At 61.2% G+C, this 25,316-nt stretch carries 20 protein-coding genes; 5 read left to right on the plus strand and 15 right to left on the minus strand.

Annotation, left to right across the window (positions count from 1 at the left end; genetic code table 11):
• Positions 1–222 precede the first annotated feature (222 nt).
• From MTX36_RS17540 to MTX36_RS17565, 6 genes are all read right to left on the minus strand, one after another.
• Positions 223–948, minus strand: coding sequence for a DUF305 domain-containing protein (locus tag MTX36_RS17540; protein WP_243620971.1), 726 nt, complete (start codon positions 946–948; stop codon positions 223–225).
• Positions 949–984: 36 nt separating this feature from the next.
• Complete coding sequence (locus tag MTX36_RS17545; RefSeq protein ID WP_243620972.1) at positions 985–3,456, minus strand: cation-translocating P-type ATPase; 2,472 nt, start codon at positions 3,454–3,456, stop codon at positions 985–987.
• Positions 3,457–3,724: 268 nt separating this feature from the next.
• Entirely contained in the window at positions 3,725–6,028 is a 2,304-nt protein-coding gene (locus MTX36_RS17550) for a cation-translocating P-type ATPase (RefSeq protein WP_243620973.1), read from the minus strand.
• 50 nt (positions 6,029–6,078) lie between these two features.
• Positions 6,079–6,420 (minus strand): heavy-metal-associated domain-containing protein, encoded by a 342-nt coding sequence (locus MTX36_RS17555; RefSeq protein ID WP_243620974.1) that lies wholly within the window; start codon positions 6,418–6,420, stop codon positions 6,079–6,081.
• Between the two features lie 539 nt (positions 6,421–6,959).
• Positions 6,960–8,543 (minus strand): multicopper oxidase family protein, encoded by a 1,584-nt coding sequence (locus MTX36_RS17560; protein ID WP_243620975.1) that lies wholly within the window; start codon positions 8,541–8,543, stop codon positions 6,960–6,962.
• An 82-nt stretch (positions 8,544–8,625) separates the two neighbouring features.
• Positions 8,626–8,895 (minus strand): SHOCT domain-containing protein, encoded by a 270-nt coding sequence (locus tag MTX36_RS17565; protein ID WP_243620976.1) that lies wholly within the window; start codon positions 8,893–8,895, stop codon positions 8,626–8,628.
• A gap of 132 nt (positions 8,896–9,027) precedes the next feature.
• Here MTX36_RS17565 and MTX36_RS17570 point away from each other — a divergent pair, with 132 nt between their 5' ends.
• The 3 genes from MTX36_RS17570 (at position 9,028) to MTX36_RS17580 (ending at position 12,507) form a co-directional block, all read left to right on the plus strand.
• Positions 9,028–9,795: a response regulator transcription factor gene (locus MTX36_RS17570; RefSeq protein WP_054781135.1), complete on the plus strand. Its 768-nt coding sequence runs from the start codon at positions 9,028–9,030 to the stop codon at positions 9,793–9,795.
• The gene (locus tag MTX36_RS17575) at positions 9,792–10,940 is read left to right on the plus strand and encodes a cell wall metabolism sensor histidine kinase WalK (protein ID WP_243620977.1); all 1,149 of its coding nucleotides are present in this window, start codon (positions 9,792–9,794) and stop codon (positions 10,938–10,940) included. The genes MTX36_RS17570 and MTX36_RS17575 overlap by 4 nt, the downstream gene beginning before the upstream one ends.
• Positions 10,941–11,247: 307 nt before the next feature.
• Complete coding sequence (locus MTX36_RS17580; protein ID WP_243620978.1) at positions 11,248–12,507, plus strand: prolipoprotein diacylglyceryl transferase family protein; 1,260 nt, start codon at positions 11,248–11,250, stop codon at positions 12,505–12,507.
• 258 nt (positions 12,508–12,765) lie between these two features.
• Here MTX36_RS17580 and MTX36_RS17585 read toward each other — a convergent pair whose 3' ends face one another.
• The 6 genes from MTX36_RS17585 to MTX36_RS17610 all read right to left on the minus strand — a co-directional run bounded on the left by MTX36_RS17585 (position 12,766) and on the right by MTX36_RS17610 (position 19,604).
• Complete coding sequence (locus MTX36_RS17585) at positions 12,766–13,710, minus strand: M56 family metallopeptidase (protein WP_243620979.1); 945 nt, start codon at positions 13,708–13,710, stop codon at positions 12,766–12,768.
• Positions 13,707–14,066 (minus strand): BlaI/MecI/CopY family transcriptional regulator, encoded by a 360-nt coding sequence (locus tag MTX36_RS17590; protein WP_054781129.1) that lies wholly within the window; start codon positions 14,064–14,066, stop codon positions 13,707–13,709. The genes MTX36_RS17585 and MTX36_RS17590 overlap by 4 nt, the downstream gene beginning before the upstream one ends.
• 357 nt (positions 14,067–14,423) lie before the next feature.
• Complete coding sequence (locus MTX36_RS17595) at positions 14,424–15,653, minus strand: Ig-like domain-containing protein (protein ID WP_243620980.1); 1,230 nt, start codon at positions 15,651–15,653, stop codon at positions 14,424–14,426.
• A gap of 147 nt (positions 15,654–15,800) precedes the next feature.
• Positions 15,801–16,448 (minus strand): DUF305 domain-containing protein, encoded by a 648-nt coding sequence (locus MTX36_RS17600; RefSeq protein WP_243620981.1) that lies wholly within the window; start codon positions 16,446–16,448, stop codon positions 15,801–15,803.
• Positions 16,449–16,834: 386 nt separating this feature from the next.
• Positions 16,835–18,754 (minus strand): copper resistance CopC/CopD family protein, encoded by a 1,920-nt coding sequence (locus MTX36_RS17605; RefSeq protein ID WP_243620982.1) that lies wholly within the window; start codon positions 18,752–18,754, stop codon positions 16,835–16,837.
• Positions 18,755–18,761: 7 nt separating this feature from the next.
• Positions 18,762–19,604 (minus strand): F510_1955 family glycosylhydrolase, encoded by an 843-nt coding sequence (locus MTX36_RS17610; protein ID WP_243620983.1) that lies wholly within the window; start codon positions 19,602–19,604, stop codon positions 18,762–18,764.
• A gap of 518 nt (positions 19,605–20,122) precedes the next feature.
• On the opposite strand from MTX36_RS17610, the gene MTX36_RS17615 reads away from it, so the two are divergent.
• Together MTX36_RS17615 and MTX36_RS17620 are read left to right on the plus strand one after the other, a co-directional pair.
• Positions 20,123–20,449: a metal-sensitive transcriptional regulator gene (locus tag MTX36_RS17615; RefSeq protein ID WP_308198233.1), complete on the plus strand. Its 327-nt coding sequence runs from the start codon at positions 20,123–20,125 to the stop codon at positions 20,447–20,449.
• 739 nt (positions 20,450–21,188) lie between these two features.
• On the plus strand, positions 21,189–21,776 hold the full coding sequence (locus MTX36_RS17620) for a helix-turn-helix domain-containing protein (protein WP_243620984.1): 588 nt from the start codon (positions 21,189–21,191) through the stop codon (positions 21,774–21,776).
• Between the two features lie 627 nt (positions 21,777–22,403).
• On the opposite strand, the gene MTX36_RS17625 is transcribed toward MTX36_RS17620, so the two are convergent.
• From MTX36_RS17625 to MTX36_RS17635, 3 genes are all read right to left on the minus strand, one after another.
• On the minus strand, positions 22,404–23,240 hold the full coding sequence (locus tag MTX36_RS17625; RefSeq protein ID WP_243620985.1) for a DUF2182 domain-containing protein: 837 nt from the start codon (positions 23,238–23,240) through the stop codon (positions 22,404–22,406).
• 52 nt (positions 23,241–23,292) lie between these two features.
• Entirely contained in the window at positions 23,293–23,928 is a 636-nt protein-coding gene (locus tag MTX36_RS17630; RefSeq protein ID WP_279394740.1) for a DUF1326 domain-containing protein, read from the minus strand.
• A 603-nt stretch (positions 23,929–24,531) separates the two neighbouring features.
• Positions 24,532–25,224, minus strand: a complete 693-nt coding sequence (locus MTX36_RS17635) for a TVP38/TMEM64 family protein (protein ID WP_243621013.1) — start codon at positions 25,222–25,224, stop codon at positions 24,532–24,534.
• Positions 25,225–25,316 lie beyond the last annotated feature (92 nt).

Consider the following 25,316-nt stretch of genomic DNA (forward strand, 5'->3'; position numbering starts at 1 on the left):
TTTCCATTCTGGAATGCGTCCCACCAATTCCTCCGTCCCGCACTGTAACGCGCGGCACCAGATTCTTAAGCGGGCACCGCAAATCTACGAACCTGCCGATTACAACCAGCTCGGATAGCAGAAGGCTCGGTGTCTCTGCCTGGAATATGTCCTGAACAGTGACACCGAGCCGGGTGCATTCACATCAGATTGGTATCCGAGCCATGATCCCGTCGTTCTCGATCACAGCGTGGCGAGAATGTCTCCCATCGTGGTGATTTCCTGGTTTTGCGTGCTGATGATGGTCTCGGCCATGGCAATAGCCTCCGGATACTGCCCCGAAGCAACTTCGGTTTGCGCCATGGCGACAGCGCCGCGGTGATGATCGATCATCTGGTTGAGGAACAGTTTCGCGGCATCAGTTCCCTGTGCGTTCTGCAGTGCTGTCATATCCTCGGCAGACATCATTCCCTCCATACCGGGCATCATTCCCATACTGGAGGAGGGCATCGGCATGGACATGCCGGAGGACGGTGCCATCATTCCCATACCGGAGGAGGGCATCGGCATGGACATGCCGGAGGACGGTGGCATCATTCCCATACTGGGGGAGGTCGTCGGCATGTCCATCGAGGTCTGTCCCCATGTGGACAACCAGTTTTGAAGTTGTTCGATCTCTGGCCCCTGCGCCGCCTTGATCTGTTCTGCCAACGCCGTGACGCGGGGATCGATACCGTCTTTGGACAGGAGCATGTCGCTCATCTCGACGGCCTGACTGTGATGCGGGATCATCTGCTCAGCAAACGTCACATCTGCCTGATTGTGGGCACTCGCGTTCGCCGATGTGCTCGACTCGACACTCATTGTTGTTGAGGTAGAGGTAGTTTCATTGGTGTTGGAGCTGTTACACGCGGTGAGGACAAAAAGGGCTGCAGCTGCTGCAGCGCCGATTGCGAGGACTTTCTTCATGTCTGGATATCTTTCGCTGTGTGATCGGTGGTCAGGTCAGGCGGCGCCCGGCGTGGCCGTTTCTGTGGTGGGGAGTGGTGTCGGGTGTTGATCAGAGGGAACGGGAAGGCGCAGCCGTTTCAGGAGCAAGGCATTGACGGCGACGATAAGGCTGGACCCGGACATCGACAGGGCGGCGATCTCGGGGCGAAGTACAAGTCCGAGTGACGGTTCGAAGACTCCGGCCGCGATCGGCAGGGCAATGACGTTGTACCCGACGGCCCATCCGAGGTTCTGTCGCATCTTGCGGAGGGTGCCTCGGCCGATTTGCAGCGCGATCGGTACGTCGAGCGGGTCCGAGCGCATCAACACGAGGTCGGCTGTTTCGATTGCGACGTCGGTGCCTGCGCCGATGGCGATGCCGAGGTCCGCTTGTGCGAGCGCTGGAGCATCGTTGACGCCGTCCCCGACCATCGCAACTTTTTTGCCGGCGTCTTGCAGTTCGACGATCTTGGCCGCTTTATCGCCGGGGAGTACTTCTGCGATGACGGTATCGATACCGAGCTGACCGGCGATGCGCTGTGCTGTTGCTTCGTTGTCGCCACTGAGCATGACGACTTCGACGCCTAAGTCGTGCAGCGCCGACACTGCGGCAGCGGAGGTCTCTCGGACTGCGTCGGCCAGTGCGATCACTCCGACGCCCCGCCCATCGACGGCTACGAGCACTGCTGTTCGCCCGCTGGCTGCGAGATCGTCGCGTGTGTCCATCAAGGTGCCGAAGTCGACGTTTTCGGCGATCATCATTTTGCGGTTGCCCACCGCAACTCGAAGTCCGTTTACTTCGGCTGCGGCGCCATGACCTGGCATATTGCGGAAATCTTTGAGTGGCACCTGTGGAACGCCGCGGTCGGTCGCGTATCGGACGATTGCTCCGGCGAGGGGGTGTTCGGACTCGCGTTCGACCGCTGTAACAAGGGATAGGAGTTCATCGGTGCTGATGCCGTCTACGACGACGTCGGTGACTTCAGGTTCACCTTTGGTGAGGGTGCCGGTCTTGTCCATGACCACCGTGTCGATGCGCGCTGAGGTTTCCAGCGCGGTGGCGTTTTTGAACAGGACTCCTCGTTGAGCTCCGAGTCCGGTGCCGACCATGATGGCGGTGGGCGTGGCCAAGCCGAGGGCGTCGGGGCATGTGATGACCACGACGGTGATCGCGAACAGTAGCGCTGTCTGCACTCCTGCACCCGTCGCCCACCAGACGAGGAAGGTGCCGGTGCCGCCGATCAACGCGACCAGGACGAGCCAGAACGCGGCCCGGTCTGCGAACCGTTGTCCGGGGGCTTTCGAGTTCTGAGCTTCCTGGACCAGCGACACTATTTGGGACAGGGCTGTGTCGGCGCCGACTTTGGTTGCGCGGACGCGAAGTGTTCCCGTTGTGTTGATGGAGGCACCGATGACCGCGGATCCCGGCTCTTTGGATACGGGAAGGCTTTCCCCGGTCACCATGGACTCGTCGACTTCCGACGATCCGCTCTCGACCGTGCCGTCGACCGGGACTTTGCCGCCGGGCCGGATCAGTAACAGGTCTCCGACGACAACGTCCGCTGTGGGAACTTCGACGGGATCGCCGTCTCTCAACACGGTTGCCAACGGCGGTGTCAGTTCGAGCAGTGTGCGAATCGCGTCGTTGGCTCCGCCGCGGGCTCGCATCTCGAACCAATGTCCGAGTAGAACGAAAGCCGTCAGCACCGATGCTGCCTCGTAGAAGACCTCGCCGCCGCCGGTGAGTGTGACGGCGACACTGTAGAGCCAACCCGCTCCGACGGCGACGGCGACGAGGACCATCATGTCGAGGGTGCGGGCTTTCAGCGCCCGATAGGCGCCGTCGAAAAAGATCCAGGCCGAGTAGAACACCACCGGCAAGCTCAGTACCAGGGTGAATACGTCGTCGCGGAGTCCGAACGGGGCGGCAACTGTGAAGCCGAACATGTCGCGACCCATCGGGGACCACAGCATGATCGGAATGGACAGAACGAGAGCGACGAGAAAGCGATTTCGCATGTCCCGCACCATGGCGTCCATCGACATTCCGGCGTGTGCGCCGCCGTGCCCCATCATGTCTTGTGCAGAGTGTTGAGCATGTGGCTGATGCGCCCCGTGTTCGAGGTGGGGAGATTCATCCGTCTCTGCAACGGCTGTGTCAGCTGATGTGTCGACGTGGTCTGAATGAACTTGGTGGCCAGCGTGTTCGGAGGGAGCGGTGGCAGTACTATCGGTTGGTTCGGACAGGGGGTCGCAGCTGTGTGAGGGCACGGATCGGCCGGCGCAGTGATAGCCGCAGTCCCGGATCCATTGGGACAGTTCGGGTATCGAGGTTGCGCTCGGATCGTAGGTGACTGTGGCGGTCTGGTTGAGCACGTTGGCCTCGACGGAGACGATGCCGCTCCGGCGAAGGAGAGTTGATTCGACTGCGGCTTTCGACGTCGCCCACTGCAATCCCTGTACTTCGAGAACGGTGGTTCGATTCATCTCAGCGCCCTCTCGTTGTGGCCGCCCTTGTTTCGGCAGCGACCGTAGATATCTCGGCGAACATTCCCCGGTTGTGGCGGACCGCCTCGTCGTCGGCATCTCACAGGCGTGATGTATTGGGTATGTGTCAATACTGAGCCTGCCGGTACCAGATATGCCTTGGCTAGATGTTTGGTGAAGATTCGATGAAGGAAGGCCGCCAGAAGTCGTCTACGACACCCATCGTCCGTGAAGATGGGACCAGGGAATGAAAAAGCTCGGGATCGAATCAGTGTTCGGAATTGCCGGACTGAGACTTGAATCGTCGAAGGCGCAAACTGTTCGTGACGACGAATACGGAGCTGAACGCCATGGCAGCGCCCGCGATCAGCGGGTTCAACAACCCCAGTGCTGCGAGCGGCAAGGCGGCCACGTTGTAGGCGAAGGCCCAGAACAGATTCCCCTTGATGGTTTTCAACGTCGATCGCGAGAGTCGAATCGCGTCCGCAGCTGAACGCAGGTCGCCTCGGACAAGTGTGAGGTCGGAGGCTTCGATGGCCACGTCGCTGCCGGTGCCCATCGCCAGGCCTAGATCTGCTTGGGCAAGAGCGGCGGCGTCGTTGACCCCGTCACCCACCATGGCGACAGTGCACCCACGAGCTTGTAGGTCTTTGACGGCGCTGACCTTCTCTGCGGGCAACACTTCGGCGATGACGTCGGCGGGTTCGATCCCCACTTGCTTTGCTACTGCGGCGGCCGCGCGAGCATTGTCGCCGGTCAGGAGGATGGGACGCAGTCCCAAAGTCCTGAATGCAGTGATTGCCTCTTTCGAGGTGTCTTTGACTGTGTCGGCAACTACCACGATTCCGCGGATCGCCCCGTCCCACGCGACCCACACCGGGGACTTTCCGTCGGCTTCCGCGTGGTGTGCTGATGCTTGCAGATTCTCAGGCACTGCGAGAGACCAATCTTGTTCTAGCCAGGTTCGCCGACCTATAGCAACGGCGCGGCCGTCGACGACGCCGGAGACGCCTCGACCGTCGTGGTTGGAGAAACCTTCGACCCGCGGCAAGGGTTGACCAGCAGCTTGTGCTGCGAGAGCGATTGCCTGTGCGATCGGGTGCTCGGAGGCATCCTCCACCGCTCCCGCGACAGAGAGCAACTCCTCGAGATTCTCGTCATCTGCGGTCACTATTGAATCGACACTCATGCGTCCTGTGGTGATGGTTCCGGTCTTGTCGAGCACGATGGTGTCGACTTGACGGGTGGATTCGAGAATCTGGGGGCCCTTGATCAGAATCCCCATCTGTGCGCCGCGGCCGGTTCCGACCATCAGCGCCGTGGGTGTTGCCAATCCCAATGCGCAGGGGCAGGCGATGATCAGCACGGCAACGGCGGCGGTGAACGCTGCCACCATCGAGTGGCCGGTCAAGAGCCACGCACCTAATGTCAGCAGCGAGAGGACGATGACGACAGGGACGAAGATTCCGGAGATACGGTCGGCCAGACGTTGGACCTGAGCCTTGCCGTTTTGTGCATCTTCGACCAGTCGTGCCATCTGGGCGAGCTGAGTGTCGGCGCCGATGCGAGTGGCCCGAACGAGGAGGCGCCCACCAGCGTTGACGGTGGCACCGACAACGGCGTCGCCAGGGCCGACTTCTACGGGAACAGATTCACCGGTCAGCATGGAGGCATCCACCGCAGATGCACCCTCGGTGACGATGCCGTCGGTAGCGATCTTCTCACCGGGGCGGACGATGAAGACGTCGCCGACCACCAGTTGTTCGGTGGGAATCCGGATCTCGGTGTTTTCCCTCAGCACCGCTACGTCTTTGGCTCCCATGTCCATCAGTGCGCGTAGGGCCGCTCCTGACTGTTTCTTGGCCCGGGCTTCGAAATATCGTCCCGCGAGAATGAAGACGGTTACCGCTGCGGCCACTTCCAGATAGATGTGGTCCGCTCCGCCCTCTTGTTGTGGGAACAGGCTGAATTCCATCTTCATGCCGGCCATTCCGGCATGACCGAAGAACAAAGCCCACAGCGACCACAGGTAGGCCGCCGACACCCCCACCGAGATCAGAGTGTCCATCGTTGCTGCGCCGTGTCGAGCATTCGTCAACGCGGCACGGTGGAAGGGAAGTGCACCCCAGACGACCACGGGGGAGGCGAGCGTCAAGGCCAGCCACTGCCAGTTCGTGAACTGCAGCGACGGGATCATCGACAATGCGACCACCGGCACGGTCAATGTGAGCGAGACGAGTAGTCGGGTCCGCAAGCGCGAAGCCTCGTCCTGGGTCTGACTGGTCACCCCGTCGGTAGGGCCGATTTCACCGGAAGAGTCCTTGGATACCGGCAGAGTGGCGGTGTACCCGGTTGCTTCGACTGTGGCGATCAAGTCCTCGGGTGCGACCGAACCCGTGAAGTTGACCTTCGCCTTTTCGGTGGCGTAGTTGACCGTCGCGGTAACGCCTTCGATCTTGTTGAGCTTCTTCTCGATTCGCGCAGCGCAGGAGGCGCAGGTCATGCCGCCGATGGCCAATTCGACACTGTGTGCGGAATCGGCGGCGACGGTGGTGTTGTCTACGGTGCTCATCAGATGTACCTCTCCTTACCTGCCTACGCCAGCGGCCAATTGACGCGTGGTCAGATGTTCGCGAGACGGTAGTTGCCGGCTTCATCGAGCGCGGCAGCTACTTGTTCGTTGGTCAGCGGCGATGACGCCGTAACGGTCACGGTGGAGACTCCGCCGGCGACGAGATCGATATCGACCCCACTCACTCCGGGGAGCTCGCGCAGTTCGTCCGTGACGGCGCCGACGCAATGCCCGCAGGTGAGGCCGGTTACGGCGAAGGTGTTGTTCGTTGCAGCCATGGCGTTCTCCGTAGTTGTTGATGCGGAAGTGGTGTGTGGTTCCGGCGTAGAGCTGCACCCGCAGCCGCGTTGCGTTTCGTCGAGCAGGTTTGACTGTGAATTGGTCTGGCTCATGATGCCCTCCATCTATTACCCCTAGGGGGTATGTGTATTCGACTATACGCCCACTCGGATGGGGTGAGTCAAGACTGTGCGTCGGCCGACTTTCGGCCGGACATTCTTCCGGTTTCTGTTTGTGTTCATGCAGGGATCGCCAAATGCAGGCGCCCGCTGCAATACGTCATCTGCGCGCCGGAAACGGCCGCCGAGGTGCGTCAGTCAAAGACTTTCGATGCCACGACCGTGCTGAAATGAGGAGCGAAGGGGAAGGGGGTTGCTGGAATCTGACCGCACCTCGGCGATGAAAACCGTTCCACTGCAGCGAGATAGACTGGGGGCATCGATCGAGAGGTGAACATTGCTCGTCTTGAGTAGACGTACGTCGACGCGACGTTGGGCGCAGCTCGATCGAATCGCTCCGTTGGATGATTCCAATGATGTTGGTACTAAACAGGTTTCGTAACTGATGTGTTCGATACCCGCTCAGTGCCGGGTATCGAACACATCAGGTTCGCGCCAGCGCTGATGCGATCATCTGTTCGGACGTCTCAGTGTCAGAGAACATAATCCAAGCGTGTCATCATACCGGCGTCCTGGTGATAACCGTTGTGACAGTGGAGCATCCAGTCACCTGGGTTGTCGGCAACGAGATCGACGGCAACCGATTCCATGGGGCGAACGATGACGGTGTCCTTGCGGGGGCCGGCGCTGCCGTCACTTTTGACCACTTGGAAGGTGTGCCCGTGCAGATGCATGGGATGCCACATCATCGTCATGTTGGTGAAGGTGATCCGGGCGCGGTCCCCTTCTTTGACGGTCAGTGGTTCGGTTTGATCGTAGTTCCGACCGTTGATCGTCCATTGGTAGCTCATCATGTCTCCACCGAGATCGGCCTTGAGGTTGACATTCGCGTCCCCGCTTTGCGGAAGAACTACGCTTTGCGCTGCAGCGAAGGTCTCGACCGTGCCCACGCGACCTGCCAATTCTCGGGGCAGGAACGCCGGATCGGGTGCATCGCCCGAACCGGTACGCAGTAACGCCCGACCGTGCGCGTTCTTGCCCTCGGCAGCGGCGACGAGTGGGAATACACCGTCCTTGACGGTGACGATCACGTCGTAGCGCTCACTCATCCCGAGTAGAAGCGCATCGACTTCCCTCGGCACGATCGGAAAGCCGTCGGTGTGGGTCACGGTCATCGTGTGATCGGTAAGTGCGACTCGAAAGGCGGTGTCCGCACCCGCGTTGATGATTCGGATTCGCACACGTTGCCCGGCTGCGGCCGAGAAGGTCGTCGGTGCGGACGCTATTCGCCCGTTGACCAGATAGTAGGGGTAGATGACGTCACCGGCGTCTCCGCCGAGCAGCGCGCTGGGTTCCGGGGAGTTCGGAACACCCGATGCGGAGGGTGTCATGGTCTCGTTCGACCCGTGATCCATTCCGCCCATGCCAGGCATGTTGCCCATCCCGGATCCGCCCATCGAACCCATGCCGCTTCCCGACTGGAGGTCGGAGAGGATCTGTTGTGGGCTCGTGCCGATTCCATCGGTCCAGTCGTCGAGAACGACGATCCATTCGGCGTCGTAGTCGACGGGTTCGCTGGGGTCGTCGACAACGATGGGGAGGTAGAGGCCGTAGTCGGTGTCGAGGCCGACATGGGGGTGAGCCCAATAGGTTCCCGAATGCGGTACGGAGAACCGGTAGGTGAAACTCTGTCCCGATTCGATGTTCGGACTTGCCGGCAGGGCGCCGTCCATGTCGTTTCGCAGCGCTATGCCGTGCCAATGCACCGATGTTTGATGATCGAGCCCGTTGTTGACGGTGATCGCGAGCTCGTCCCCGACATTCGCGCGAATCAACTGTCCGGGAACACTGTCGCCGTAGGCAAGAGTGCGCACCTTTATGCCGCCCAGATCGATATCGGCACCCTGGGGGTTGAGCGTGTATTCGACGATACGACCGGTATGCGGGCGCGCCGCCTCAGCCGCTGCTATGGCATTTTTGTCGAACGGCGCTGGGCTCGGGTTGGACGATCGGCCGGTGGTGCATGCGGTCAACGCGAGGCCGCCAACCCCCGCCGCCGCAGCGGCGAGAAACGTACGTCGACTGACACCGAACCGGGTGGACGGAGCGATAGCCATGAGTGTGATTGTCCTTGTCTTGTCGTTGAGGCAGGTGTGGAGTTGATGCGCCGGTCAGTTCAGGACAGGCGTGCCACAGAAGTCAACGACTCTCGTGTCGATGATTGGATCGATCCAAAGCTTTTCTGCGGGAGTGATACTCGTCATCGTCGATCTCGCCGCGGGCGTAACGTTCATCCAACAGCTGCAGCGCAGTCGTCCCGCGGAGTTCGCTGCGGTCGCTGCGTCTGGGACGAAACAATGCAAGGAGTCCCACGATGATCACACCCCACAATGCGATCATCGCCAGCGCCATCAGAACCCAGCCGGCCCATCCCATTCCGTAACCGGATCCGTTGCTCCACCACATCATGTCCATTCACTCTCCTCACCCCCGATACTGCTTGCCGAACCCGCTGGGATCGGTGTGCGTTCTGTGAAGATTCGCTGAAGAGGTGACCGCGCGCCGTGTATTGCACGCACAACGGCGGCCGGGGAGTCCACGATGGTGGGCATGAACAGTACGTCAACACAGGCAACCGACGAGTCGGCAGGTTTTCGGGCATTGGTCGTAGACGACGAACGCCCCCTGGTCTCGATCATCTCGAGCTATCTGGAACGAGAGTCATTCGAGGTCAGTGTGGCGTACAACGGTCTCGATGCTCTCGCACTTGCCCGTGAGGTCGATCCCGATGTGGTGGTCCTCGATCTCGGGCTGCCCGGTATCGACGGTATCGAGGTGTGCCGGGAACTGCGTACCTTCTCGGATGCATACGTGGTGATGCTGACTGCCCGCAGCGAGGAAGTGGACACCATCGTCGGACTCTCGGTCGGTGCCGACGACTACATGACCAAGCCGTTCAGCCCCCGCGAGTTGGTGGCGAGGATTCGCGCGATGATGCGCAGACCCCGCAGCACCGCCGCACACCGTGCAACGGAAAGTCCGCTCACCCGAGGCGACGAGATTCCCCCGATGACGTTCGGAGCCCTCGAGATCGATGTGGCAGGGCGAGAGGTAGCTGTCGACGACAAACCGATCCTCCTCACTCGGACGGAGTTCGACGTGTTGGCGGCGTTGGCAGCACGGCCGGGTATGGCCTTCAGCCGGCGTCAACTCATCGACACGGTATGGGGCCCTACCTGGACTGGCAACGAACACCTCGTCGATGTCCATATCGGTCACCTGCGCCGCAAACTCGGCGATGATCCCGCCGCTCCCCGGTACGTCAACACTGTGCGCGGCATCGGGTACCGGATGGGTTCCGGAAAATGATTACCCGAAAGGACCTTTCACCCCAACAAGCCCCGCCAACCCGCCGGGGGCTCGGCATCGGCGTGCGACTACTCACGGCCCAGACACTGGTCCTGGTGGCCGGAGCGGTGACCTCCTGGGCCGTTGCCGTCACCGTCGGTCCGGCATTGTTCCGCGAACACCTGCGCCGAGCAGGCGTACCTCCGATGTCCGAGGAACAAATACACGCCGAGCAGGCCTATCGCTCGGCAACCGCGATCTCGTTGTCCGTGGCGATCGGCGCCGCCGCATTGTGCGCGCTGGCTGTGACCTGGTACCTCAGCCGTCGCCTGCAACGATCGGTGACCGCGGTATCGACCGCCGCCACAGAAGTCTCGTCGGGGTACTACGCAGCCAGAGTCCCACCGGCTCACCTCGGTGACGACTTCGACGCACTAGCGACGGCATTCAACGACATGGCAGCCCGTCTCGAGTCTGCGGAATCGATGCGCCGCCGGTTGCTGGCAGATCTCGCGCACGAAATTCGTACGCCGGTAGCGGTTCTCGAAGCATTCATGGAAGCACTCGAGGACGGAGTGGAATCTCTCGATGATCACACCATCGCGATGCTCCGAGATCAGACCCGACGTTTGGCACGGTTTTCCGACGATGTCTCGGCGCTTTCCGACGCCGAGACACATCGAGCCGCGATCAAGCCGACTTGGACGAGACCTGAGGTGCTGGTGAGGTCGGCAATAGCCGCCCACGAGGACCGGTACGACGCGAAAGCAGTGAAACTGAGCGCGGATATCCCGGAAAACCTGCCCTCGGTGTGGGCCGACCCGGAGCGTATGGGACAGGTGCTGAGCAATCTACTCGACAACGCACTACGTCACAGTCCACCACACAGCACAGTGCACGTGCGAGCACATGAGAAGGGCGACCGGCTCGTCCTCATGCTCTCCGATACCGGCGATGGAGTCGCCGCCGAGCACCTCCCCTATCTGTTCGAACGCTTCTATCGCGTCGACGCCGCACGCGATCGTGCACACGGCGGGTCGGGAATCGGACTATCCATCGCGAAAGCGCTCGTCGAAGCCCACGGGGGACAGATCACCGCCAGCAGTGATGGACTCGGGCACGGCACCACATTCGTCATCACGTTGCCAGTTCATCGGCCGAAATAGCGACACGTTATTGGCCGGATCGACGTTGCCGCTACATTGCAAACCTTGAAATCGCGTGTCTGCCGGCTTGGCCTAGAGCGCCTGCGTAGTGCCGAAATTCCGACCGAAGCATTGGCCCCGCCCTTGACATACTATCTAGGTTAGTAGTTCAGCTACTATCGACCTTAGTAGTTCGGTGGGCATCCGCGCCAGCCGAGAGAATGGGGCGACGGTGAGCAAAAAATCAACCAAAACCCGCGCGAAACAGCGGTCTACGACACAGAATCGAGCACGGCGTGCCACGTCGCCGAATCTGCATGTCACCTCAATGCCATCGTTGGGTGCCAGCACGACGCCCAACGATGCGCGTAGTCAGGGCCGTAGCGCAGCGGAAGAACTGGCCGCAGCGGCCGCGGCGGCGTACTTGAGTAAAGCGGTGCCGGCGCCAGCCATTGCCGAAGAGTCTGGGCCTACCAAGCGGCCGGTCGCCGAACCCACTGCTCCGCCGTCGAGCGAAGCGGGATCGACGACTGCAACGGAGTCCGCTGCACCTGGCGGAGGATGCGCGGAAGCTTTCACGCAGATAGAACCACAGGGGCTCGCAGCCACATACTGGGGAGAAGCGCCCGACTCGACTTCTGACCTGTCGATCCTCTTCCGTGGAACCCGCAACAGTCCGGGCAGTGAACCAGAACGATTCGAAAGGATCACTCACGTCAAAGGTGTTCCGGTTGGCAGCCGATTTTCGGTGACCGCGAAAATCCGCGGAATCGCCACCGGCAGTTGGGCTGTCAGCGCAGAGCGCATTGAAACTCCGGACGATACCGCCGGGCAGTTCGACGTCGACGATCCCCAGACCGCGACGGTCTGGACTACCGCCGCACCATTGGTACACGGACCGGGCGTGCGACTGTGGACATGGCCGCTGTTGGTGGGCTTGGGCGCAGTGTTCGCCATCGTGATGCAGTCACTGCTACTGACACGTGCGAACGAGAATGCCACCGTGGCCGTTCTCGTCTCAATCCTCGGTTGCCTTCTCGGCTACGTGGGCGCAAAGCTCTGGTACCTGGCACTTCATCGCCAGAGCCTTCGAAGATTTGTCAGTGCGGGCGCATGCATTCAAGGTTTCCTGGTGGTCTCGCTCGCGGTCTTGGTGATCGGCGGAGCAGCATCGGGATTCGGCATCGGTTTGTTGCTGGATATGACGACGCCGGGACTGTTTCTGGGGATTGCGATAGGGCGGCCGGGGTGTTTTCTGACCGGCTGTTGTTCGGGGCGACCCACTGTGTCGAGATGGGGAATGTGGGCATCGGACCGAACGCTCGCCGTCCGGCGAATCCCTGTTCAGCTGATCGAGGCATTCGCAGGTTTGATCATCGGTCTGGCTACATTGAGTCTCGTCCTCTCCGGCGTCGAAATGCCGTACAACGGAGCAATATTCGTCGTCGCCGTAGCCACCTATACGTGGGTTCGTCAATTGTTGTTTCCGTACCGCGCAGATCCCCACACTCGGCGCGGGCGACTTCTGACGAGTGCGGCATGCGGCACCATCGTCGTCGCGACGATTCTGATGAGCGCGTTCATCTGAACTGAGCGACTTGTCATAGGTTCCGTCGATGTCGAGACAGCGCAGATGTGGATCCGGTCCAGCTGTCCGGCTGATACCGGGCGACACGGTAGAACGAAGTCTGAGAAGTCGAGTGACGTGTGAGTTTCGTCGGGTGGTTCGGTGATCGAAGTCGGTTCAGTTCGGAAGAGGGGGAACCGACTTCAATTCCCTGTGCTGCGATCACGTCTGTAGGTACTGCGACGGACGTCTACTCGAGTGTCCCGGCCTCGTACTAATTCATGTACCTGCGCACGTGGCCATCGCCATCGCACCCAGTAGCGCAAGAAGAGGTGCAGCAGGTAGGACGATTGCGGTTCCGCAGGCCGCCAGAGTGCGCAGGTAGCGAACGGGCGCCGCGTGGTGAGTGCGAGGGGAGGACAGACGGTCAAGGCGAAGTGCCAAACAGTCCTGCGCTATTCCGAGAGCCGAGACGGGTACATCATGGGGCGTCATACTGCAGAGCGCGCGGTGCACGGATTCGCGTCCATGCTGACGAACGGCTCGGGAGTCGGCTTCGATTTCCACCAACGCGCGAACCAGTTGGGGCGAGGACCGCATGATCGGAAGCCACGGAAACGCATAGGCGAGGGCTTCAGCTGCGCTGACAAGCTGATGATGGCGACCGCTGATATGTGCTCGCTCGTGTGAGAGCACTGCGGCAAGAGCCTCGGGGTCGAGCTGTTCCCTCAGTCCATCACTGGCCACTATGAGTGCAGGGCGCCCTGCGACGCTGTAGGCGAAGGGCGTCGGGACTGGGAGCCACAGCAGCGATGACGATGTCGCTCCCCCGAGAATGCGCAGTAACCCGAGGTGCTGTTGGTGTAGGTCATGGCGGGTGCGTGAGAACCTGAACAGGTGCACTGTGCCTCGCACAGCCCCGATCGCCAGTGCAGCCCCACCTAGTACACCAACTGCCGTCTCCACCCGCGCCGGAGCGTCATCGTGAAGGGCAAGCCAACAGCTGTGGGCGAACTCGATCAGTGAAGAGACACCCCCATGACTGGGCATCAGACTCAACACCACAGGGACACCGATGCTCACCATGGTTCCGAGTGCCAGTGCGCTCCACGTCACGAGGGCAACATGCGGGTCGACGCCACGTCGCATCATCGATCCCAGTAACAGCGGCGCGAGTGCGGCAACGAGGAGTCCGCCGACCGCCCATGTGAGGACGGCTGTCATTTCTTTCCTCGTTCACGCAACCCACGCGCGAGGATCTTGGATTCGACGTCCGATGTGCCCCGGACAAAATGCAGAAGGACCCCGGTGGGGTCGCCGGTGGATTCGAGAAGTGCGCGCAGCCCATCGGCTGCCGCTTCCTCGCGACTTCGCGTGGCTTCGTACCAGTACGCCCGGCCGTTCCGTTTGCGATGCACCCATCCCTTGCGATGAAGGTTGTCCATGACGGTCATAACCGTCGTGTACGCAGGTTCACGGTCGTCGTCGAGACCGTCGATGACGTCGCGGACACGGACTGGTTCGGTGGAGCGCCACAGCACATCCATGACCAGGGCCTCGAGCTCTCCCAGACCTTGCATTTTCTTCCTCCTACATCAACCGCATTCGTCACCGCACGTACCGTCGATGTGCCAAAACCTGCTACTAGGGTCGGATCACAGGACCCACACAACATTGTGGTCTGCGATTCAACGTGCATCGTGATCGTGGTGTTCGGGACCGATGGATGCGGTATGGCGTCGACCCTGGACACCGGAAGTGCCGAGACGGCGAACCCATAGCCCTCTTGAAATAGTATCTGTTCTTTCTCCAGACACTTCGCAGACACAACAACGACGCTACGAGTGGGAGGGAAGCCTTGATGGTCTGCCGGAGAGGACTCGTTTCCTCGTCGATTCCACGTCGTTTTCGCAGCGACACTGCAGACGGCAACTCTTTCAGAGCGCGCTGCCCTCCGACCATCGATCCCACGAGAGGCTCCAATCGCCGTTCTGCCACAGTTCGAGCGGGGCCCCGCCGGTATTGCGAATCTCCACGACATCTCCAGGAAGCGAAAAGTCGTAGAACCACTGCGCGTTGGCGCGACTCAAATTCAAGCACCCGTGCGAAACATTGGTATTGCCTTGTGCCCAGACGGTGTCTTCGAGTTCGTGAAGGTAAATCCCGTCCGTGCTGATTCGTGTGGCGTAGTTGATCTTTTCCTTGTATCCCAGACGCGAATTGACGGGAAGTCCGTAGGTCGACGAATCCATGATGACGGGATTGGCCTGATCGAGGACAGTGTAAATACCCGGTTGGGTCCAGAAGGAAATTGTTTGTCCGTTGACGATCTCGCTTCCACCCATCCCCATGGACGTCGGCATCGTACGAACTGTTTTGCCGTTGTTCGTGACCGTCACTTGCTTGGTCGTATCGTCGGCAACGGTGATGTGGGAATCGCCGATGGTGAATGCGGTCGTCGCATCTTCTTGTCCGAACAGGCCCCCTCCGAGCGGGACGCCGAACACCTTGGCTTGGACCGTGACTTCTGTTCCGGGGGAATAGTACTCACGAGGACGCCAGTGCACGTTCTGGTCATCTACCCAGTACCAGGAGCCTTCGGTCGGCACCGACGTCTGGACGGTCAATGTCTTCTCTGCTGCTGCACGATCGACGATCGGCTCGTCGAAATGCGCGACAATGACGATCCCTACCCCGAAGGTGCCGCCGTCGGTGAGGAGGTTGCCTCCAGTGGTCAGAAAGTATGGTTTCGTCAGGTTCCGCGGCTTTACGGTGGAGAAGGTACTGGACTGATCGATGCGCGAACCGTCGCTCTGGGTGGCTGTCGCTGTCATGGTGTAGGTCTTCCCGTAGTCCAAGGAAGCGCCGGGTTTCCACGCCTGCCGGTCGGGAGTGAAGATGCCCTCGATCACTGTCCCGCCCGCTTCGGTGAACGTTACCGAGTCGAGCTTTCCTCCAACGGATTCCACTGAGACCGGGTCGAGTGGGTTGACCGTATCCACGCCCGATGAGGGGGTCATGACGAGCGCGGAGACGGCGGGAATCGAACTCGGTGAGGGAGCAACCGCGTCAGTCGGTGTCGACTGTGTTTCGGTTCGGGCGCATCCCGTCAGCGTCGTGACTATGAGGACAAGGACGAGTAGCGCTGTACGTCTTGTTGAGCGCATGAATGGTTTCCTTCACGCCGGCAGGCGGGCAGTGACGACTGGGACAGTGATTCGCAGTTGCGAAGCCACGCTCTGAAGGGAGATCAGAGGCGAGAAACGAGAGGCGGGGACGCGGTGGTTGTGGCCCCGACTCTCGACGTTTTCGGATCAGTTCTGCTGCAGTAGTGCTTGCATCGCGGCGATCTCAGCTTGCTGTGCGGCTACAATACTGGTAGCCAATTTCTTGGCGTCAGCACTGTTGCCGTCGGATAGTTCAGTCTGGGCCATCGCGATTGCACCAGTGTGATGTTCGATCATCATGTTCAGCCACGCGGCGTCGAAGTCGTTGTCGCGCAGCCCTTCCAGCTCAGTCATCTGCTGCTGGGACATCATTCCTGAATCGGCTCCGCCGTGGTTCATTCCATCCATGGAGTTCCCTCCGGATGTGGGATCGGGTGAAGGTTGACCCCATTGTTCGAGGAGCGCTGTCATCTGATCCATTTCGGGTCCCTGAGCGGATTGGACCGAGGCTGCGAGTTCGAGTATTCGTGGATTGGCGGTGCGACTGTCGACCATCTTCGCCATCTCGACAGCCTGCGCGTGATGTGGATACATCATCTGTACGAACATCACATCCGCACTGTTGGAGTCGTTGGGCTGAGAGGCGGCGGAGGAGCTGGACATGCTCCCGCCATCGTTGTTCGACATCTGGCTCATGTCATGGCCGCCACCGCCGCAGCCGGCGATCAGCATCAGACCGACGGCAGATCCTGCTGAGACTGCGATACGTGCGGAAACGGTGCGTGTAGACCACATTTTCTTCTCCTGGAACGTCGTTGTTTGGAAGGGCTCGGTGAGGGTGTGGATGTGGACATCTGGGTAGGTATGTGACTGTCTGTGTGGCCGCTTGTCACACTCGTAGCACCGGCAGCTGCGTAAAGAGTGAGTTGAGTCCACGGCGGTGCTCGGCCGGCATGGGGTGATTTCCAAGCCAGTTGCGGTTCGTCACCGACATTCGCTGATGTGCACGACCGACAGAGATGTAGGGCCGGGGCGGCCATGCACGCATGAACGTCGGGATGGTCATGGCATTCGCACTCGGCGGGCACTGTCGTGGTGGACTGTCCGACTGCTTATCGGCTTCACCTACACGATGACGATGCCAAAGCGCTGGATCGTTCGAGTTCATTGGTCCTTCCCCATCAGTTGTCCCCGAGATAGACGAACTTGCGGGTGATGAGATGTTTGGCATCGCTCAGTGTTTCGTCGGTGATTCGTCCGGCGTGATCGATACTGAGCAGCACGTTCATGCCCGCAGCCGGATAACCCAACGCCAAGCGAAACTGCCCCACCTCGCCGGGTAGGCGCACCGCGGCGGGCGCAGTACCGTCCGCATATGGTTCCTGCGCGAGAAAGAATTCGCTGGACAGACTCAGTTGCTGAGGTTCGGCGCCGACGCTTGCGGCATCACTGGTCACCGATTCGTAAAAGGTGAGATCTTTCTGAGCGCGAGTAACAGCGACAGCTCGAGCCAGATCGCTGTCCCCGCTCTGAGTGGGCCACGGAACCAACATGCTGACAGTCCCGCCTCGCCACCCTGCCGCCGCAGCCTCGAGCGTGAGCACGCTTTCGCCCAGCGGCCAATCGGTTACCGCCACGAAGCATCCGGATCCACACCCGCGCAAGGAGAGCGCAGTGTTCACCCCGCCCATCCCCACTGCGCCGATCAAGGTGTATTTCTGGTCCGGTTCCTGAGCGTAGTAGTCAACGCGGCGCGGAGTCGACAGTCGAACCACCAACTGCCCTTCGCTGGCGGCGACGCTCACCCCGATCTGTCCGGCCAGTGTTCCCAGCGGCAGAACCGGACCGATGGCTGCCGCTGGACCCGGCTGGGTGGGTGAGTTGGCAGGCGCGGTCGAGACCAGTGCAGCACTGATGGCGAGCACCGAGATCAGGAGGATGTTTTCGATACGAATCCGATTGCGCAGCTTGCCGACTGGGTCAGTTCTGCGCATCGTCCGGCGCGCCGATATCGCCACACCCGAGGCTGCGATGACGAAGAGTAGTTTGATCGTCAGAAGTTGTCCGTACGTGGTGGAAAACATAGCGGTGATGGGGATCAGCAACAATGCCGAGATCGTACCGGTGGTCACGACGACGATGAAGGTCCACAACGCAAGTTGCGTGTATCCGGCCATGACCCACCGAACTGCAGCATGCTCGCCCCGCCAGGCGAATACAGTGCGGACCGTGTGGAGTAAGGCACCGACCCAGATTGCCGCGGCCACGAGATGAACGGCGGTGAGAAATGCACCCCATCCCGGGGCGACGACGTTTGCATGCGAGCGCAACCCTTCGGCTGCAATGACCAGCAGAAGGGCCGCGCTCGCAAGTCTGGGCCGCCCTGCAGTTTTCAGCGCCAAGGCCAACACGAGCCCACCGGTCTCGACGAGCAAGATGATGCCCACACGTTCTTGCCATAGCGCAGCAACGTTGGACGAGGCGGCGAGCGAAACCATAAGGCCTGCAACGCCTACCAGTCCAATGCAGGCGCCGGCCGGAGGCCAGGTGCGTAGCCTCTTCAGTGAAGGATTCTCGGCGTAGGCCACGGAGGTCGATCTCTCCGCAACAATTGTTCCGAGTGCGAGGGCGAGCCCGACGAACAGCAGCCACCGGAGCACGGTTTCCGTCCACGAGGTCGAGGAACTGTCGTTGCCATCGCTGCTGTCGGTCAAAGCGAGGCCGACGGCAAACCGAAAGTCTTCCTCGACGAGGTCACCATCTGCGCCGATCACTTGCCACCGGACGGTGTAGGTGCCCGGCGGCGGAGCATCCGAGAGCCGGGAAGTGATTGCGCGGCCTCCCTTGGATGACTCTGCCGCATCCATCGGGCTCTCACGGCCAGCGTCGTCCAGGACTTTGATTGCATCGGTCCCGGGGGTGACTTGCTCGTTGAAGATCAGGGTGATGGTTTGCGGAGGCTCGGAAACGGCAGTCTCCGAGCCAGGTTCGGTAAAGAGCAGCGTGGGGTGAGCGTTGGCGATGCCAGCTCCCAGAACCGCAAGGACTCCCGCGACGAGCACAAGTGTGATGCTCTGGAGCAATCGAAGGAACAACGACATGTTCAGGTCAGTTCAGGGCATACAGTGACTGAGAAGTCGCCGCGTACGCGCGGTCGTAACTCGCCGCAGTCAACGCTTCAACAGCACCGACATTAGCGCGTTTCTCCCAGTCTTTCCCTTCCCTGCTTCGCCAGGCGAATCCATCTTGATCGACCCCCCACAATGCATCCGATGCACCCGCGATCAGCACCAGAGATGGCGCTCCAGGGACGTCCGTGAAGGTTCGTGCATTGTCGTTGCTGTACTGAACACCTGACGAGGTGACAGCCCATGCCCCACTATCGGTGAGAGCGAGGGAGGCGGCACCCACCGCAGCGCCGGATTCCCACGACATGCCCTGATCCATCGACACTTTAACTCCGCTGACGCCGTCGAAGCCGACGAGTGTCTTGCCGTCTGTGGCCAGAGAATGGAAGTCCACTTGTCCCGCGAGCGAGCTATCCGTCCAGGTTCGGCCACCGTCGCTGCTGGTGCGTAGACCAAGGGGGTTGGCTGCGCTGCTGGACGGACCCGGATGACCTGAGGAGAAAAGCGTGTCACTGCCAGTCGTGCCCGCCAACCCCATCAAATCGTCGTCGGAATCACCCACTCGCACTGTGTCACCCGAATCTCCGATAGCGAACAGTCCTCGATGCGTACCCGCCAGGACGGTGCCGTCGGCGTTGATATGCAACCCGTGCAGATGATCAAGTTCGGATGTGAACTCCACGCCTGGCGTGGAGGGGGCGACGGACTGCCCAGCCTTGTCGTCGCTTACCTGCGCCGAACAAGCCACGAGAAAGACGGCGATGAGAGCGGTGCCGACGATCCCCACGATTGGGGACGTTCGCGTACGACGACTATTGGGCATCTGAATGATTCGTCCTGTACTCGAGGGATGACAACGATTCCGGGCGACCGGCACCGCATCTACTAAGGTGCATAGTAGATGAGGGTGTCGCCTGGTCGCGAATTCGCCCCCGGTAGTGCTCGAGGAATGCTCGCCGCCGAACCCCGCATCTAATACCGTAGGGGGGTATAATCGGCTATCGATGTTCCACGAACAGGTCGACGGGATGGCGGGGCGTCGAGTTCGTCGCCGGCGCGACCGGAGCTGGCAGGAAGATTGAACACAGCACGGGGCGCAGCCGCACTGCCTAGCCCGGCTGGCAGAAAAGATGGAGAGCTCTTCTTATGTGGTCACTAACCCAGAGGATCCTGCAGTTGGCGAAGCACCCATCCACGCGGGCGGTCGCTCAATGTGCCTTCTTGTGTGCCGTTGCCGCACTCCAACATAGCCAGAGCAGGGCCAATCAATCGTCGCCCACCACATCGGCGACATGATTTCGCATCTGGCCCACTACGGGCAACGAGCACCAGGAGAATCTCGTGGGCACAACCAATCCAGTTGATCCAGGCCGTCGCGACAATGCGACCCACGGATACATCAGTGCAAAAGACTCGTACCTCAAACGCCTCAAGCGCATCGAAGGCCAGTCACGAGGGCTGCAGCGAATGGTTGAAGAGGAAAAATACTGCATCGACATCCTTACCCAAATATCGGCGATGACGAAAGCGCTGCAGGCGGTGGCTATGGGATTACTCGAAGACCATCTCAGTCATTGTGTCGTCGATGCCGCTGCAACAGGGGGTGCCGAATCCGACGCCAAGATCAGGGAGGCCACCGAAGCGATCAGACGACTCGTGAATTCGTAAGGACCCTTCATCTGATTTCCAATGACGATCTACTAGTCGCTGGGCCGGTATTTCGACTCCCAGACTTCTCGAAACTCATTTGTGTAGAACGTGATTGAGCTCGAATCATGTTTTTGAATGCGGGTCAGGGGTATGCGATACTCTTCGTGCAGTCTGCCCATGTCTGCGGTCGAAGTGTGTGCTCGGCCGCCCATGGGTGCGCATATCCAGGCAAGCTGCTGCTGCCCCTCCGGTAATCGTGGTTCTCCATGACTCGCCGTGGGATTCGGCGCCCTCGCTGCCTCCGTCGTCGTGATCGGTGTCGCCGGTCGTGTCTGCCGCCATATGCATTGCCACCAAAACACTTCCACCAAACTGGGTACGGTCCAGGCAGTGTCGACGTCGCTGGGGGTGATGCACGATGAGCCCGAGGAACGGTTGCGGAGAGCTGCGCTCCTCAACTGCCGCAATTTCTCGAGATGGCCACGATTTCGGGTGACCGGCACCGCACCTACTAAGATGTATAGTAGGTGAGGGTATCGGCTGGCTGTGAATTCGCCAGACAGTGCTCGGGAAATGTTCGCCACGGAACCGCTTCCTGTGCGGAAGAGGGCATAGCTCGATTATCGATGTTCCGTGAACTGGTAGACGGGATAGCGAGGGGCGTCGAGTTCGTTGCCGGAACTGGCAGGGAGATTGAACGCAGCACGCTGCCAGCCGCGCTTTTCAGCCTGCTGGCAGAAAAGATTGGAGCACTCTCATGTCGTTACCAACCCACTCGTTGACCGAGGCATCGGTTCGGTCGTGGGTCGAAGGACTTTCGGAGGAGTCGGAGATGCTCGAGTTCAAGGTTGCCGGTGCGTTCGGTGCGTTCGGTGCGTTCGGTGCGAATCGGCGGGATAGAAGGCCCAACGGGTGGACTCAGATGCAAGAGCGAGCGAAAGACGTCGCGGCGTTTGCTAACAGCCGCGGTGGGCTGATTGTGCTCGGAGTGAACGATGCGGCCGAATCATCGTCCGTCAGTGAAGAGGGTCGTTTGCAGCCGCTGGACCCGGACCGGATAGATGCTGCGATCGAGCAGTACCGCAAAGATGTGAGTGCGTATGCGCAGCCCATCCCGTTGTTTGACATGTTCGCGGTGCCGGCCGCGAATGGCAGATCCTACGTTGTGGTGGTTGTTCCGCCGAGTGCGCAGGTACCTCATGCGGTCCGGGCGGGTACAGACGATCGGCCTATGCTCATGTACCCGGTCAGGGCATCGGGGGAGTCCTACACACGTTATCTGCCTGAGTTCGAGATAGCGGAGCGTGACCGTGGCCGTTTCCGATCATCCGATGACAGGAATTGACGTGTACACCAGATTTGGAGTCCGGTGTCCGGACCCCTAGGGACAGTAGTGCTGACATCTGGGTGGTACTCAGTGTGAATCCGGACGCCCCTGTTGATGAGACTCTCACCGGTTGCGGTTCGGCGGGGGATCTCCGATTGGGGTGGGCGTGTGCATTTTCTGTGAGGCGTCGCCGGCGTGCATGCACCCAGGGTGGTCACTGATCATGGTCATCGGGTCGACGAACCGAAGGGTTCGCTGATCCTGCGCACGACGAGGTTTGCGCCTCGCGAATCCAGTCCGAAGTGCCTGCTGCACTTGATGTTTCAAAGTCTCCGCCAGCTTGGAAATGCAGTGCCTGGCGCCACCCACCGCCGCTCATGTTGCTGAGGCACCCAAGGCTGCCCCGGCTGACAAGGCTGGTGGGCTCGGGTTCAAGTCGGGCGCAAAGGTTCCGGCCGCAAAAAGTGACGCTCCGCGACAGGGGCTGTGCACCCTTTGGTGATGACGTGCGCATGCTGCGTTCGCACCGAGGACACTGGTCCGGCAGATCGAGGATGGTCCCGCGATCCTGACGGGCACCCGCGGTCTGCGGTCGACCTGGCGTAGTCATCCGGTGCACAGATCGCGCTGGTGTTGGTCCCTCGGTCACATGCCCGACATCGGCGAGTGCACATCCGGCATGGGGGACAGCGACTGCAGCAGCGACGGGTGGACGAGGACGGCGACCCCGAGCAGGACGACCGCGGTCCCGACCACCCGGGTGAGTGCGACACCGTGGCGGGAGTTCTTCTCGGCCAGGAAGATGGCGGTGATCGCCGCCATCCAGGTCAGGTTCATCAATCCGACGACGAGAAGGACCGCCATCAGCGCCCAGCAGCAGCCCAGGCAGTAGAGCCCGTGTGATGCACCGGCGTGGAAGGTGCCCCGCAGACCGGTTCCGAAGTCGTGGGTGGTGAGGAAGGTCAGCGGGGTGCGGCAGGCCCGCAGGCACGCCTGCTTCCACCGGGTGAACTGGTATCCGCCGGCGATGACGAGCACACCACCGGCCGCTACCTCGACCCACGTCGAGCCGTGCGAGACCTGGCGGAAGCCGAGCAGCGCCGCCAGCGGAACGACCCCGACAGCCGACCACACCGCCAGGTATCCCGCAGTAAAGGTGACCGTCGGGGCGAGTCCGCGGGCCTGCCGGCGCATGACCAGGCGGTGCAGCAAGACGATCGGGGCGATCGTCGGAAACATCATCGCCACCATCATCGTCGTCCACATGGCGAGAAAGACGGCGGCCCCCATATCGAAGGGCATGGCCGTGCCGACCCACGCGAAACCCTGAACCATCGACTCCATGCCGCCCGCAGTACCGACGGTGCGCCACCACGCAACCCCGGCAAGGGCGAGCAGAATCACCACCGTGGCGAGCATCGCCCGGCGTTCGAGGGCGATGTAGGCCATCCGGGGAGTGTCGATCCTCGGGGCCTGGCCCATCGGCACTCCTTCCGTCACGCCCCACCGCTGTATCGCGGTGCACTGCTGCGAGTCAGAACTTGCCGGCCGCTCCGGCGGGCGCCATCCGGTTCTCGCTGGACCACTCGACGCGCGAGTAGTACGCGTTGTTGCCCGGATGCTCGAATGTCACTCCGTCGGCGTCGAGTCGCAGCATCGAGGTAGTGCCGATCTGACCGTCTTGGAAGATGAACCCGTCCTTGAGCACCATGTGCGGTTCGTGCTTCTCCCCGGTCACCGGGTTTGTGAAGCTCTGCATCTGAACTACCAATTTGTCGCCGACCTGGACTCGGGAATCGGTGTCCCGGTCGTCGATCTCGATCGTCTCGAAGAACGGGCCATGGATCTCGCTGACCGTCGCGGCGAGGATCTCCCAGGGCAAACCGGGATCCTCGGCGGTGAGGATCGGCACCAGGGCCTGTCGCTGCTCAGGGTTCGCGTCGATGAACAGGGCCATCGTTCCATTGCCTTCGTGGATGGCGCCGGGCCATTTCACCGCGCTCGCCACCTTTGCCTCCGCCAGATCGACGCCGTCGCGTTCACCTCCGGTGACCTCGAATCCGATCACACCGTCACAGTGTCCGTGGGTGGGAAAGCCGCTCATGTTGCACGGGCACCCAAGGTCGCAGTTGCAGGCCTCGTAGTAGTTCGCCGAGATTCGCCAGGCCATTTCCGCTCACTCCTCGTCGCTGAATCGTTTCGCTAGGTCATCACGCGCAGCCCTAATGGGTGCCCCCGCAATCCATCCGTTCAGCGCACCGGCAGCCCCAGCTCGAGCCGGTATCTACCCATGCTCCCACTTCGCTGCAACGCGAACAACGATCAGGGAAGCGGGTGCGGATTTCGTTCGGTGAGCCCTTCAGCCGACCCGCCCGAATGTAGGCACCCAATCCTGCAGGCTTCTTGACGGCTCACGCCCTTGTTCACGAGATCAAAATTGGCGCGCCGTTCCCGATGTAGTGCCTCGCCACGTGAGGAACCGCGTTACTTCCGTATCTCGAATTCCATCGCAACACTGAACTGTCGGGTGTTGCAACGACCGATAGAACCCGAGTCTGACGTGGGCTGATCGGGATGTGTCGGCAGTTCGTGCGATGCGCCGGTTGCGCGCTCACGGATTTGGAGAACGGATGCTCGCAGAGGCAGCAGTGCCCTACGGTGTTGCGCACCGTGCCGCCGCGCAAGTGGCCGGCGATCTTCGAGGAAATAGTAGCTACCTAAGTTGAAGCTATGGAGATCTTGAAAGTGGTGGATATATAGCCGTCACCTGGCCTTAACGGACTTGCCGCTCGTGCTGCTCTGTGTCGATCGCCTTTTGGGAGTACACGACCGGTGACACGGGCAGGCGGGTGTCGACTACCAATCCCGCCACCCCGACCGCCACGCAGACCGACGTCACGACCATCAGCGCCGGGTTCGTCTGCCCGGTCAACGCGTCACCGAGCAACACCACTGCGACCGTGCCCGGCAGAATTCCCACCACCGTCGCCGCGGTGTAAGGCAGCAGGCGCACCGCCGAGAGCCCGGCGCAGTAGTTGACCAGGGCGAACGGTGCCGGGGCGATGAGCCGCAATGATCCGACCGCCAGCCACCCCCGTCTGTCCAGTCGGGCATTGATGGCCTTGACCGCGGGGTGTGTCATCCGCGCTTGCACCGCGGTGCGCCCGAGCGTGCGCACCAGCAGCAACGCCAGCACAGCGCTGACCGTCGTGGCGGTTATCGCGACGGCGAATCCGCCAGTGGGGCCGAACAACAGTCCGGCACTGAGGGTGAACACCGTCCGCGGCACCGGGGCGATCGTCAGCACCGCCTGGACCAGAAAGAACACCAACACGAACGCCGGGCCCATCGACTCCGCCCAGTCCCGCACTAGGGAGATCGATGGGAGGGGTACGAGGGCGGCGGCCACTGCCAGCACGGCCAGCACCGCCACGGTGGCGAGGAATCGGGGATCGCGCAGGATCATTGGTATCCACCGGGTCCCGCGACGCGGAACGTTGGGGGAGGAACGCGGTGTCCGCCTCGGCGGGCGGGCGGAGCCGGGAACTAGTTCGATCA

Origin of the sequence: Rhodococcus sp. ARC_M6 (genome assembly GCF_022810305.1) — a bacterium.
GTDB lineage: Bacteria > Actinomycetota > Actinomycetes > Mycobacteriales > Mycobacteriaceae > Rhodococcus_F.